Source organism: Dellaglioa sp. CoH-57-MRSF-18 (assembly GCF_056781995.1).
This window is the reverse complement of record NZ_JBXAXX010000002.1, coordinates 95,554-109,488: the sequence shown is the minus strand read 5'-3', so window position 1 is coordinate 109,488 and position 13,935 is coordinate 95,554. Positions and strand designations below refer to the sequence as shown.

The 13,935-nt window shown below is 31.4% G+C and carries 14 protein-coding genes; 2 read left to right on the top strand and 12 right to left on the bottom strand.

Annotated features, from left to right (window positions below; all coding sequences use genetic code 11):
* Positions 1-76 precede the first annotated feature (76 nt).
* Together AC1RPG_RS02330 and dapB are read right to left on the bottom strand one after the other, a co-directional pair.
* Positions 77-1,291 carry a CCA tRNA nucleotidyltransferase gene (locus tag AC1RPG_RS02330; RefSeq protein WP_481761338.1) on the bottom strand — a complete coding sequence of 405 codons (1,215 nt, stop codon included), beginning with the start codon at positions 1,289-1,291 and terminating at the stop codon, positions 77-79.
* The gene (dapB, locus tag AC1RPG_RS02325; protein ID WP_409022516.1) at positions 1,288-2,073 is read right to left on the bottom strand and encodes a 4-hydroxy-tetrahydrodipicolinate reductase; all 786 of its coding nucleotides are present in this window, start codon (positions 2,071-2,073) and stop codon (positions 1,288-1,290) included. Before dapB ends, AC1RPG_RS02330 begins: the two co-directional genes overlap by 4 nt.
* A 173-nt stretch (positions 2,074-2,246) precedes the next feature.
* On the opposite strand from dapB, the gene AC1RPG_RS02320 reads away from it, so the two are divergent.
* Entirely contained in the window at positions 2,247-3,107 is an 861-nt protein-coding gene (locus AC1RPG_RS02320) for a YitT family protein (protein WP_481761410.1), read from the top strand.
* Between the two features lie 91 nt (positions 3,108-3,198).
* Positions 3,199-4,029 carry a site-specific integrase gene (locus AC1RPG_RS02315; RefSeq protein ID WP_481761339.1) on the top strand — a complete coding sequence of 277 codons (831 nt, stop codon included), beginning with the start codon at positions 3,199-3,201 and terminating at the stop codon, positions 4,027-4,029.
* Positions 4,030-4,125: 96 nt separating this feature from the next.
* Here the strand turns inward: AC1RPG_RS02315 and AC1RPG_RS02310 are convergent, their stop codons facing one another.
* From AC1RPG_RS02310 to AC1RPG_RS02265, 10 genes are all read right to left on the bottom strand, one after another.
* On the bottom strand, positions 4,126-4,731 hold the full coding sequence (locus tag AC1RPG_RS02310; protein WP_481761340.1) for a sugar O-acetyltransferase: 606 nt from the start codon (positions 4,729-4,731) through the stop codon (positions 4,126-4,128).
* A 134-nt stretch (positions 4,732-4,865) separates the two neighbouring features.
* Positions 4,866-5,336 (bottom strand): GNAT family N-acetyltransferase, encoded by a 471-nt coding sequence (locus tag AC1RPG_RS02305; protein WP_481761341.1) that lies wholly within the window; start codon positions 5,334-5,336, stop codon positions 4,866-4,868.
* A gap of 82 nt (positions 5,337-5,418) precedes the next feature.
* A complete protein-coding gene (locus tag AC1RPG_RS02300; RefSeq protein ID WP_481761342.1) occupies positions 5,419-6,678 on the bottom strand; it encodes a tetratricopeptide repeat protein in 1,260 nt (419 codons plus the stop codon).
* A 154-nt stretch (positions 6,679-6,832) separates the two neighbouring features.
* The gene (locus AC1RPG_RS02295) at positions 6,833-7,108 is read right to left on the bottom strand and encodes an HU family DNA-binding protein (protein ID WP_409022511.1); all 276 of its coding nucleotides are present in this window, start codon (positions 7,106-7,108) and stop codon (positions 6,833-6,835) included.
* A 198-nt stretch (positions 7,109-7,306) separates the two neighbouring features.
* A complete protein-coding gene (der, locus tag AC1RPG_RS02290) occupies positions 7,307-8,617 on the bottom strand; it encodes a ribosome biogenesis GTPase Der (RefSeq protein WP_409022510.1) in 1,311 nt (436 codons plus the stop codon).
* Between the two features lie 91 nt (positions 8,618-8,708).
* Complete coding sequence (gene rpsA / locus AC1RPG_RS02285; protein WP_481761343.1) at positions 8,709-9,953, bottom strand: 30S ribosomal protein S1; 1,245 nt, start codon at positions 9,951-9,953, stop codon at positions 8,709-8,711.
* Between the two features lie 98 nt (positions 9,954-10,051).
* The gene (gene cmk, locus AC1RPG_RS02280) at positions 10,052-10,717 is read right to left on the bottom strand and encodes a (d)CMP kinase (RefSeq protein WP_481761344.1); all 666 of its coding nucleotides are present in this window, start codon (positions 10,715-10,717) and stop codon (positions 10,052-10,054) included.
* Between the two features lie 54 nt (positions 10,718-10,771).
* Positions 10,772-11,380, bottom strand: a complete 609-nt coding sequence (locus AC1RPG_RS02275) for a LysM peptidoglycan-binding domain-containing protein (RefSeq protein WP_481761345.1) — start codon at positions 11,378-11,380, stop codon at positions 10,772-10,774.
* Between the two features lie 57 nt (positions 11,381-11,437).
* Positions 11,438-12,889 (bottom strand): RecQ family ATP-dependent DNA helicase, encoded by a 1,452-nt coding sequence (locus AC1RPG_RS02270; protein ID WP_481761346.1) that lies wholly within the window; start codon positions 12,887-12,889, stop codon positions 11,438-11,440.
* On the bottom strand, positions 12,876-13,910 hold the full coding sequence (locus AC1RPG_RS02265; protein WP_481761347.1) for a helix-turn-helix domain-containing protein: 1,035 nt from the start codon (positions 13,908-13,910) through the stop codon (positions 12,876-12,878). Before AC1RPG_RS02265 ends, AC1RPG_RS02270 begins: the two co-directional genes overlap by 14 nt.
* Between the last annotated feature and the right edge of the window lie 25 nt (positions 13,911-13,935).

Sequence of the window (13,935 nt, the reverse complement as noted above, 5' to 3'; positions counted from 1 at the left end):
TTGATTCTCTTTTATAATTTGTATTACTAAGCATGTTTTGTAAAAAAAGAGATTAAATGATATTTAATCTCTTTTTTTACGCTAATTTTAACATTAGTTGCTTAGCCACTTTTAATAATTGAGTTGATTCGTTTGGGACTTCTTCTAGTAAAATACGATTTTCCAATATGGATAAAATTTGGCCTAATTTTTCACCTGGTTGAATACCAACATCTTTTATTAACTGTCGTCCATTAATTGCCATGTCTTTTTTAGACTTAATTGGAAGTGCAGTATAAGCAACTGTCAGCATTTCTGCATCTAAATTACTATTAAATATTGCTGCAACTTCATTTGCAATTAATAATAATTCTAATCCAGTTTCATACATCAGTTCTCGATTAACGGAATCATGAATAATACCGTTAAGTGCTTTGATAACTATTTGAACGTGTGTAATTAACTCATTTGAACTTTTCCATGAGATTAGAAAATGATTAATATTAGTTTCTGTTATCTTTAGAACATGAATAATTAACGACCAAGCAGCTACTTCTGATGTAAGTTTAATTGATTGCATTTTTGACATATCAGTTAGTTCCGATAAATAATTATTAAATTCGGGACAATATTTTACTAAATCTGATTCAACAAAATGTCGAAGTCCAATTTGAGGATTTTTTCCCAACAGTAATTTAATAAATTCAATATGAATCCGTTCAATAGCAATCTTTTTCAATAGTGGTGCATGTTTATTTAATGCTTTCTTCGTTTCCATTTCGATTGTGAAATCTAATTGGCTTGCAAATCTAATTGCCCTCATCATTCGTAAAGCATCTTCATTAAAACGTTCATCAGCAGTGCCAACAGCTCTAATGATGTGATTTTCTAAATCTTGTAGTCCGTTGAACAAATCAATAATCCGTCCATCATGTGTCATTGCTAAGGCATTGATTGTAAAATCACGACGTTTTAAATCTTCTTCTAAAGAGCGTACAAATTCAACATGATCTGGACGTCTAAAATCTTGATAAGTTGATTCTGTTCGAAATGTGGTGATTTCATAACCTTCTCCATGATCTAAAACCATAACAGTCCCATGTTGAATACCTGTATCTACCGTCTTATTAAAAATTTCCTTAATTTCCTCAGGGTATGCACTAGTGGCAATATCAATATCATGGATTGGTAATCCTAAGATAGTATCCCTAACACTTCCTCCGACAAAATATGCTTCAAAACCAGCATTTTCAATGGCTTTAATCACTGGTTCAGCATTAATGAAATCATCCGCAAGATTGGAAACTATCATAATATATTTTCCAATCCAACTAGTAATTCTTTATATTGTCCAATTTTTTCAGTAGCTAATGCAACACCAGACATGAATGAAATACGGTCAAATGAGTCCTGACGAATAGTTAATGCTTCACCCTCGCCACCAAATAAGACTTGTTCATGAGCAACATAGCCTGGTAAACGGACACTATGAATTCTCATGCCTTCAAAGGCTGCACCTCTCGCACCTGGTAATGTTTCTCTTTCATCAGGGTTGCCTTGAATTTTAGGTTTACGAACTTCAGCAATTAATTTTGCGGTATTTAAGGCTGTACCACTTGGAGCATCCAATTTATTATCATGATGCATTTCAATAATTTCAACGTCAGGTAAATACTTAGCAGCTTGTTGCGCAAATTGCATTAATAAAACAGCTGAAATACCAAAATTAGGAGCAATCAATCCACCTAATTTTTCTGTTTTACATAATTGTTTAAGTTCAGCTATATTATTTTCCGATAAACCCGTAGTCCCAATAACTGGTGACATATGTTTCGAAATAGCAAATTTAGTATTTTCGAAAACAACACTTGGGACAGTAAAATCAATCCAAACATCGGAAACTACGTTTATTTCATCTAGCTTATTGAATATTGGGACATTCTCTGTCTTATAGTCAGTAATTTCATTTATATTTTTTTCTGTAGCTGTAGTACTATAGACTCCAACTAATTCAAATAATGGATTTTCTAAGATCATATTTGTTGTAGTGGCACCCATTCGTCCTTTAAATCCAGCAACCAAAACTTTAATCATAGTAATCCTCCTCATCTTTAATTAATACAATCTAGTTTAACAGATTTATACTAGATTTAAAATGATAGTCAGCAGACATTCATCGATAATATGGTATGATATTTATATTGAATTTATTTCAGGGGGTAGAACTAATCTTAAAAAATGAACGAATTAAAATAATCGATTTAGTAATGATTGCGTTAGGTTGTTGTTTTTATGCATTTGGATTAGCAACCGTTAATATAACAAACCATCTTGCTGAAGGTGGTATAACCGGAGTTACTTTAATTTTACGTTATTGGTTTCATATTGATCCTGCGTATTCAACAATTGCAATTAATGTTCCATTAATCCTTATTGGTTACCGTTTTTTAGGTAAACGATCATTAGTCTATACTATATATGGAACAATAATGTTATCTCTTTTCTTATGGATTTGGCAACGTGTTCCGATTCAAATTAATGTAAATGATGATTTGTTTTTAGCAGGTATCCTTGCTGGTGCTTTTGGTGGCCTTGGGTCAGGCTTAGTATATCGTTTTGGTGGTACTACTGGTGGAACTGATGTAGTGGCTCGAATTTTTGAAAAAACACGTGGTATTCAAATGGGTAAGACAATTCTTGCCCTTGATATTGCTGTTTTGGTCATATCACTTAGCTACTTAGATTTAAGGCATATGATGTATACCCTACTAAGCTCATATGTTTTCTCAAAAATTGTTAACTTCACTCTTGAAGGTAGTTATTCTGGACTTGGCATCTTAATAATTAGTGACCAATATCAAATTATAACTAATGAAATTTGGGATAAATTAGGCAGAGGTGTTAGTTACATCAATGGTGAGGGATCTTATTCTCGCCAAAATAAAAAAATGATTTATGTTGTTATCAACCGTAATGAACTTCATCAGTTGAAGGAAATATTACAAAACCAGGATTCAAATGCTTTTGTTTCAATTAGTAGTGTTAATGAAGTACTGGGACAAGGGTTTAGTTTTAATCGACAAAAAAAGAATAAAATCACTAATATCACTAATATCTTTAATAAATGATTGGTCTTGCGCACTGCGATTTTTGCAGTGCGCTTTATTAGTGTGATATAGTTAAAGTAACTTATTGTTTATTACTAAAGGAGGCAATTAAATGAATTATCCCTATCAAAAAGCTTTTAATTTATCATTAGAATCCAACTCTTTGTCCCCATCAACAATTTTAGAATATAACTACGATATTCATGATTTTTTTAACTATCTTCTAAATTTTAATGATGCATTCTCTAATTCAATAATGGTTGAAACTATCTTAGAATCAGACGTTCGTCAATATTTAACTATGCTTCAAGATAAAAGAAATATTAAAAATTCAACATATACTAAGGTTTTATCGCATCTGAATGGTTATTTTAAATATTTATTTACCCATCAGATAAATACTCATATTCCAACATTAATGTTAAAAGGGAAAAAAAATATCGCAAATTCTGTTATAACCTTCAATTGGTTAATAGACTTCGACTCTTATCTTTTAAATTCAGAAATTAGCTACTATTCTCGACTTGTTTTATTAATGACACGGCATTTCTTTAAAATTTCAGAAATCTTACAACCTGGTTTTTTCGTTAGCTTTAAACAATTAACATTTACGGAAACAGAGGAATTATTTTTGAAGCAATTCAATACCTATATTAAACAACTACAAATTTTACAAAACTCCAACGATTGCTTTTTAAAACTGCGTAAAAATGTTGAAGCACCTTTATTATCTTTACCTGGTCTACATAAATTTTTAAAGAAAGATTTACAATTTATTGCGCCAAATGTTTCACCACGTCTGCTGTACCAGTCAGCTATTTGTTTTTCTATTCTCACTAACAATACGATGACAGATTCAGAAATTATGATGACGTTAAGAATTGATCCAAATTCACTTTTATACTACCGTCATTTAATTATTGAACAAAAATTAATCATATAAACCTTAAAAGAGCAACAAAAAGGAGCTAGAAAAATTCTAGCTCCTTTTTGTTGCCCAAATATTTTTAAATTATGCTACTTTTCGCCATAACTTTATCTAACCAATAGTCTTAATAATTCGTGCTGGATTACCTGCGATTAAAACATTATCAGGTACATCTTTTGTTACCACACTACCAGCACCAACGACGACATTATTTCCAATCGTGACACCAGGTAAAACAATCACTGATCCACCAAACCAACAATCATCACCAATTGTAATTGGTGCATCATATTGCCATCCTTCACGACGTAAATTTTTGTCCATAGAATGATGATTAGGTGTATATAACTGACAATTAGGCCCAATGAAACAGTGTTCTCCAATTGTTATTTGTCCTGCACTTAAAATCTGTAAATTAGAATTAATAAATGTGCCTGACCCTATTTTTAACATTTCCGGCCATTCTATAGTTGAAATTGGAAAATATATTTCAGCAGATTTTTCCATATTAGGTAAAAATTCTTTAAGCATTTTATCTGCATCATTCGTATCATGAGCCGCCAATTTATTTATTTTATAAATAGTTTGTGCACTTGTTTTAACAGTTTTTTGAGCCCATTCTTCTTTAGAATATTGGTACCAATCGCCATCTATAATTTTCTCAGTAATACTTTTTTTACTCAATCGTTCAATTTCTTTTTCGTTTAAATCTTTCATGTCCCTACCCCCGATATATAATTTTAGATAATTAATCGCCATTTAAACAACATTACCTATCTAAAATTATATCCTTAATAGCAATTAAAAAGCAAAAAATAATAATATCATTTATAAATATACCATCATAAATTCTATAATCTCTTTTCAAAAATTAAATTTTGGTCATTTTGTTCTATAAAGTGATAATTATTAGTCTTAGCTACTTTCAAACTTTTTATATTATTCAAATCTAGTATTATTTTTAATTTTTTTAACTTATATTCCTTTATAGCTAGTTTCTCAAGTTCTGTTAAGGCCTTTGACATTATTCCGCGTCCTACATACGACTTGTCTAACCAATAACCAACCTCAGCAGTTCCCATATGTAAATCTATTCCATGTAAATCAATCATGCCAACGATATTCTTATTAATTTTTATAGCGAAAATTAATTTAGTTTCATCCTTAAAAGAGTCTCTTAAAAAAATTATTTCATCATTAATCGATTTCATAGCATTAACCCATGGAAGCCACTCACTTAATTCAAGACGATTACGACTAATTAAATTAAATATTTCAGTACTATCTTCTAATTTTGGTATCACTATCTGATTTGTAATCATTTTACTTCCCCTTCTTTAAGCAAATCTTACAAATTGCTAACAAAAAACGCTTATACCAAAAGAATGATATAAACGTTTTATTTTAATAATTTATATCATTTTGAATATCAATAATTTCTTGATCATCAGGTACTAAAGCTAAGTAATGTTTAATTGCGTCCTTTAACTCCTCTTGTCGTCCGTTCTCTCTAAAAATAAATATAACAGATCTTAAAAAGTCAACTTGATTAGTAAAATAAGGGTATGCTTCTAAATAATTTTCTTCAGCTTTATCATAATCTTCAAGTCTTTCATATGAAATAGCTAAATTCCAAAATATTTGAGGATCTACATCTCCGTCGCTCTTGATATCTTCTAGTAATTTAATATCTTCATCATCACGTTCTTGCTTAACTAATAAATTACTTAATTGTAATAATATGCCAGTATTATCTGGATTAATATCAATTGCTTTATTTAAATACTTTTCAGCTTGCTTCTCATCGTCCAATTTTAAGGCAACAGTCGCTGCCTGTTCATACAATGTATCATTTACCTCGTCAACCGCTAACCCTTCTTGATAGACAAGTAAAGCATCATTCAATCTATTCTCATCTGAAAGTGCTTGACCAAGAATTGGATATAAGGATGTATACGAAGGATCTTCTTCCTTCAAATCATAAAGAATATCAATTGCTTTTTGTTGATCATTTAATTGTAGATAGGTTAAACCCATCTGTAACTTAGTATCAGAGTCCATATTTTCTAAATGAATTTGTTCTAAATATGCCATTGCTTTTTCAAACTGCCCACTGTTTGCGTAACTAACACCTAATCTTTGTACTAAGTTAACCTGTGACAGTTCAGTCTGTCCTGATTTAATTAATTCAAGATAAAATCCGATTGCCTGACTAAATTGTTTTGTATTAAAATATAGTTCGCCTAAAGCAAATTGGATAACTTCTTCTTCAGGAGCCAACTTATATGCAGTTAATAATTTATTTTCACTAACTTCAAACATACCTTGTGTCTGATATAAATCGGCAGCAACCATAAGAGACTGAAGATAAGCTTCTGAATCTTCTTCAATTTCTGACAAATAGTTAAGTGCTTCATCAGATTTTCCTTCACTAATTGCAATATCTGCCAGGAATGTTTTTAAAGTATCTTCTTCTGGATATTTTTCTAATAATCTTTCATAAGTACGTTTAGATTGAGCTAAAAAACCTAAGCTATATAACTCTTCTGCTAAACTAAATAATGTTGCATCATTGTCTTTTCTTAATGCTCTGGCAAATTCTTTCATTGCCTCATCAATTTGTCCTTCGTCCAAGTAGTCTAGCATAATTTCTGAATGCGTCATTAAATAACTTCCCTTCATTATTAAATTAATATGGTTTAGTTTAATCTATCATACACACAATAGCTAGTAATCTCGTACATAACTATTGTCTATAAAATAAATTATAGATTGAAAAAGCTAGTACAAAATGAATTGTACTAGCTTTTTCTAAGTATTATTTAACAGAATCCTTTAAAGCTTTACCTGGTTTAAATGCAGGTACTTTACTTGCAGGGATTTGAATTTCTTCACCAGTTTGTGGGTTACGACCTTTACGAGCAGCGCGTTCACGTACTTCAAAGTTACCGAAACCGATTAATTGAACTTTTTCACCTGTAGCTAATGTGCTTTGGATTGAACCAAATACAGCATCAACTGCGACAGTAGCATCTTTTTTTGTCAATCCTGTTTCTTTTGCAACATTTTCGATTAATTGTGCTTTGTTTGCCATAATGTTTCACCTCCCCTAAAATGTGTCCGAATATTTAAAAATATTCAGCCATTATTATTTAAAATAAATAATAATAATAGAACCAGAGATTACTCTACTAATTCTTTATTTAAGATACCATACAAAACGTATTACATCAAGGTATTTAACTACTTTAGCAGAAAAAAAGATGGCATGGTAGCGTTTTATCAATTTGAATTATTTTCTTCTTCTTTCAATAACATGAATTGGTGTTCCTTCAAAATCAAACGATGTTCTAATTTGATTTTCTAAGAAACGTTCATATGAAAAATGCATCAAATCAGTATCATTAACAAATACAACGAATGTAGGTGGTTGTATTGCTACTTGTGTTGCATAGTAAATTCTTAAACGTTTTCCATTATCAGTTGGCGTTGGATTATGGGCTACTGCATCCATAATGACATCATTTAATACTGAAGATGTAATACGACGACTATGATTTTCATTTACGCGTTTAATTAATTCGGGTATCTTAGATAATCGTTGCTGTGTAATTGCAGACACAAAAATAATAGGAGCATAACTAAGATATGCAAATTCTTGACGTATATTAGCCTCAAAATCAGATAATGAATGATTATCTTTTTCAAGAGTATCCCATTTATTTACGACGATAATGATACCACGTCCTGCTTCATGGGCATACCCTGCAACTCTCTTATCTTGTTCCCGAATACCTTCTTCAGCATTTAACACAACTAAAACAACATCTGAACGATCAATAGCACGCATGGCACGTAGTACAGAATACTTTTCAGTATTTTCATATACTTTTCCGCGTTTTCTAATACCAGCTGTATCAATCATTGAGAACATATCGCCCTCTTCAGTATCAAAAGCTGTATCAATTGCATCACGTGTAGTCCCTTCAATAGGTGAAACAATAACACGATTTTCACCCAGGATTGCATTCACCAATGAAGACTTACCCACGTTAGGACGACCAATCAAACTAAACTTAATTCGACTGTCATCTTCATCAGGAATATTTTCAGGGAATTTCTTTGTAATCTCATCCAATAAGTCACCAACCCCAAGGCCATGACTACCAGAAACTGGAAATGGTTCTCCAAATCCTAATGAATAGAAATCAAAAATATCTTGTCTAGACTCGGGATTATCAACTTTATTAACCGCTAAAATAACTGGCTTATCAGAACGATATAAAATTTTAGCCACTTTCTCATCAGCATCCGTTACGCCTTCTTTTACACTTACAAGAAAAACAATAACATCAGCTTCATCGATTGCGATTTGTGCTTGTTCAGTGATTTGCGTCAAAAAGGGTTCATCACCGATATCGATACCACCAGTATCAATCAAGCTAAATTTTTGCGCTAACCACTCACTATGAGCATAAATACGATCTCGTGTAACACCAGGAGTATCCTCAACAATTGAAATTCTTTCCCCGGCTATTCTATTAAAAACTGTGGACTTTCCAACATTAGGACGTCCAACAATTGCTACAACAGGATTTGCCATAGATAGTACCTCACTCTCTAAATATCTTTTGTAATAAATAATAAAAACGACTGAACTACAGTTCAGTCGTTACTTAAAAATAATATTTTAATTATTTGTTAGTATCTGCATCTTCTAATGCTTTACCTAAAATATCACCAAGTGTGAAACCAGTACTTTCTTCTGGCATACCACTCATTGTTGATTTAGGAGCTTTAGCTTTTGGTGCAGCTTTTTTAACTGTTTTTTTCTTTTCAGGTTTTTCTTCTGTTGCTGGTTTTTCTTCGAGAGCTTTAATTGATAAAGCTAAACGATGTTCTGCTGGATGTACTTCAAGTACTTTAACTTGAACAGCTTGGCCAGTTTTTAAAACTTCGCCTGGTGTAGCAATATGTGTGTAAGAAATTTGTGAAATATGAACTAATCCTTCAATTCCAGGCATAACTTCAACAAATGCACCAAATGTCGTTAAACGTTTAACAGTACCATCTAAGACGTCATCTACATGGATATCATTTTCAACATTATCCCATGGTTGAGGTAATGTTTGTTTGATTGATAATGAAATACGATTCTTATCTAAATCGATTGCCAATACTTTAACTTTAACTTCTTCACCAACTGATAAGACATCTTCTGCCTTAGAAATACGGTTGTAAGAAATTTCTGAAATATGAACAAGTCCATCAATACCACCAAGATCAACAAATGCACCGAAGTTAGTTAAACGGGCAACTGTTCCTGTTACAACTTCACCAACTGTTAAAGTTTTAAGAGTTTCTACTTTTTGAGCATCTCTTTGAGCTTTAACAATTGCTTTATGTGATAAGATTAATCTATTTTCAGTTGGGTCAATTTCAATAATTTTGAAATCTAATGTTTGATGGTTATATTTTGATAAATCTTCAACAAAACGATCATCAATCATTGAAGCGGGTACGAATCCACGCACACCAGCATCAGCAACTAATCCACCTTTAACAACTTGTGTTACTGTAGCTTCGATTGTAGCATCATCATCAGCTAATTTTTGTAAGTCATTCCAAACTTCACGTTCAGCAATTCTTCTTTGTGATAGTAAGTAACTACCACCTTCTTTATCGCCACCGATACTTGAAATAACAACTAAATCCATAACGTCACCAATTTTGACAACGTCTTCTGTTTCTTCACCAGCTTTAAGTGCTAGTTCTTTAGCTGGTACAACACCTTCAACACCGGCGCCTTCAATACCAACAATGACTTGTTTAGCATCATCGATAGCTAAAACTTCACCTTTTATAACAGAACCAACCTTAACTTCACTTACACTATTTAATGCTTCTAGTAAATCATTATTTTCTTCAATATTACTCATGGACAATGTCCTCCTTAGCGAATAAACTCTATTTATTATTTTAGCTGAAATGAAGAGTAATTACTAGTGCTAATACTCATTTTTCACATTTTATTTTATTATTTGTTAATTATATCCATAATTTTCTGTACGACCCCATCAATATTCATTGAAGTCGTATCTACAAGTATAGCATCTTTTGCCTGAATAAGCGGAGAAATTTCACGTGTAGAATCTTTTCGATCTCGTTCGGCAATTTCAAACTCTAAAACATCAAGTGTTGTATTAATACCCTTAATTTGATTTTCCTTAAATCGGCGAAGAGCACGTTCTTTAACACTCGCAACTAAGAATATTTTAACTTCAGCATTTGGTAATACTGTCGTTCCGATATCACGACCATCCATAACAATTGATCCATCTTCGGCAATTTCTTGTTGTCTTTTAACTAATTCCTTGCGTACACCTTCTTGAGCAGCAACCGTTGAAACATTATTAGTTACCTCAGGTTGCCTAATTGCTTGTGTTATGTCTATATTGTTTATATAGACTAATTGTTCTGGATTTGCTGGTTTAAAAGAAATTATTGTATCTTTTAATAGACTAACTAACTTATCATCATTATCCAGCGCAACATTCTTTGCCATTGCTTCAAAAGTAATTGCTCGATACATTGCCCCAGTGTCGCAATAAACATAATTTAATTTTTTAGCAACTAATTTAGCGACAGTGCTTTTTCCTGCGGATGCCGGTCCGTCAATTGCAATTTGGATATTATTTTTCATCAAGTAATTCCTCCATAAAAATGGGATTGATTAGATATCAATCCCATATGTATATTATTTAACTCTTATTTTTTGTCCTGCACTAATAGAAGTAGTCAACCCTGGATTCATTTGTAGAAGTTGTTCTGTAGTTAACCCATTGTTTGCTGCAACACGATATATGCCTTGTCCTGCTTCGACAGTTACATATGACTTTGAAGATGCACTTGATGAACTATCAGAGCTGGTTGATTCACTAGACGCTGAGCTAGAGCTTGAATTAGTGCTAGAACTAGCTTTCTCTTTTGATTCAGAGCTAGCTTTTTCTTTTGATGCTTTTTCTTTCGATTCAGAACTAGCTTTTTCTTTTGATTCAGAGCTTTTCTTAGCACTTGAGCTAGAACTATCAGAATCATCAGTTTTGGTAACTATTTTTTTACTTACTGAACTCTCGCTTGTGGTTCTATCTTCTGGTTGGTATACTTTGTTACTTTCAACAATATAAAAAGCAATCGTTCCAATAATAATAGCTACAAAAACAACTAATAACCCCGTAGTTAATAATGAACTATTTTTACTTTTACGTCTATTCGCTGATCGAGAATAATTTCCATTATCGTCTCTATCGTCTTCGAATGATTTTTCCCAAGGCTTTTTTTCTGAATTATCTTTTTTATCACTCATTTTTCAATCCTCCTAAAAACAATTATCATTATTTTACCATAATAATCCAAATTATTCTCAAGATAATTTAAACAATCTTGAAATAATATTATCTGTTGATTGAATTAACTGCTTGTCATCATTTTTGATTATCTTTTTTTCTAATCCAATCTTTTGAAGTACATCCACATTAAATAACGCTGAGCAACAGAATTCATCATGTTCTATTAATTTCGATTCTCCAAAATGGTTTAAAATTTGTTGCTTTCGACAATTACTTGAATTAACAAACATTATCATATTTTGTAATCCAGTTTCTTTTTCAATTTTCCTTTGTCTAAAAAGGAACTGCACCTCTTCAACTGAGCTTTGTTTCTCATAGTAATAATCTAACAGTTTACCTTTTTCTTCTCCAAGACCAACTAATTCCTTATGTTTTTTAAAATACATCCTAATAAAATCATCATCTGGAATGGTTAAATCAATTAAGTTTCTTTGTAGAAACACATCATTTTCTTGAGAAAAAACAATTGCGATACTCTGCTGGCCATCTCGTCCAGATCGGCCAAATTCTTGTACGTAGCTTTCAAAATCAGCGGGCATATGATAATGGATAACGTATCTAATATCTTTCTTATTAATACCCATACCAAAAGCGCTTGTTGCACATATAACATCTATTTGATTTTCCATAAATTGTCTTTGTACCGTATACCTTGCCATATCATTCAAGTCAGCATGGTACGGTTCAGACCTTAATCCAGTGTTATTATTTATTAAATCTGAGACCTCATTTGCCTTTTTCTTGCTCGAGAAATAAACGATTCCAACACCCTTGATTTTATTCAATAAATTTAATAATTGCTTATTTTTATCAGATTCATCATGCACTTTTAAGACACTTAAAAAAATATTACTTCTATTAACCGATTTAATGATTTTATGAAAATCTCGACCTTCTGTTTTTAATTGTGTCATAATATCATTCTGAATATTTAGTGCAGCTGTGGCTGTCAACGCCAAAACGCAAGGTGTACCAAGTTTCACAATTGCATTATTCAAATCCAAATAATCAGGCCTAAAATCTGGTCCCCAAGTGGAGATACAATGTGCCTCATCTACAACAAATAGTGATACATCTATTTGTTTAAGGGCATTTATCACTTCAAATTGACTTAGCATTTCAGGAGATAAATAAACAAATTTATAAGATTGTATATTTTTTAACACATATTTTTTTTCAGAATAACTCAATATTGATGTTAATCCAATAGCTGTCCCATTACCACGAAAATTAAATTGACTAACTTGATCTTGAATTAAAGATAACAACGGTGAAACGATAACTGTCGTACCATTCATAAGATAGCCAGCTAACTGATAACACAATGATTTCCCAGTCCCTGTAGGTAGTACTGATAACGTGTCTTGACCAGATAAGATAGTTTCTATGGTTTCTTCTTGGCCTATCATAAATGAATCGAATCCAAAGTATTCCATCAATTTTTCTTTTAAATTAATTTTGGACATCTATTTTACTCCTATAAATTTGATACAAACGATAATCGAAAAAATTTATATCAGGTTTCTTATTTTGTATTATTTTAAAAGGTACTTGATCAATATCTCTCCCCATAATTTCAGATAAATCATTAACTATTTTTTTTGTTAAAAAAGTATCAAATGGAAATTTTTCACTAATCATTGCTAATTCAAGTAAATGTTCAAAAATTGTACTAGTCTTCAATCCTCTACTTTTAGCCACATCATTAACAGATAGGCCCATAGTAATTAATCTCATCGTTTCCTTTGCACTTTCAGAAATAATTCCTGTTTTTAGAATTGACTGAACTAATTCTTTGAACACACTTTGTTTTTGCTCCTCAATCCAACTAGCAAAAAAATTTATTGTATCTCTGTATATTAATTGAATCTCCATTTCTGATAGATTCAACTCATTTGCTAACTGTTTATTGGTCAATCCATTAAGATTATGACCAATTAATTTGTTCATAAATATTAAACTAGAATTTGTATCAATTTTTTGCACGAACAATCGTAATTCTAAATTAACTTGTTTTGTTAGTATTGTTTTGTCATTATTAGAAATCCATTTTTTGATATTAAATTTAGTTAATTCGGATGTTACGACAGGATAATAATGACGATTAACAAAGCTAAGTTCAGATACAACTTGTATAGCTAAAATACAAGTTTCTGACCATTCATTAAATTTATATTGATTTATTAATTTAGGGTGCTTAATTTGATATAAATCGCTTTTCGCTTTTTTTTGTCGAATTAAACCATTTTGCGTTAACCGAACTTGCCCATTAGATTCAGTGAGTAATTTATTTTGTTTCAACTTAGAAAGTATTTTTTGATATATTTCATTTGTAAATTGAGGATCAATACTAAAATAATCTAGCAAATCATAACGCATTCCCCAATATATATTGGAAACAGTATTCCGACCTGTAATAATGCTAAATATTACATTAGGTCGCCGATATTCGACATTAAACATTTGTAAGAGATAATCTTCAACCATAAAATACCATCCTTATAAAATAAAA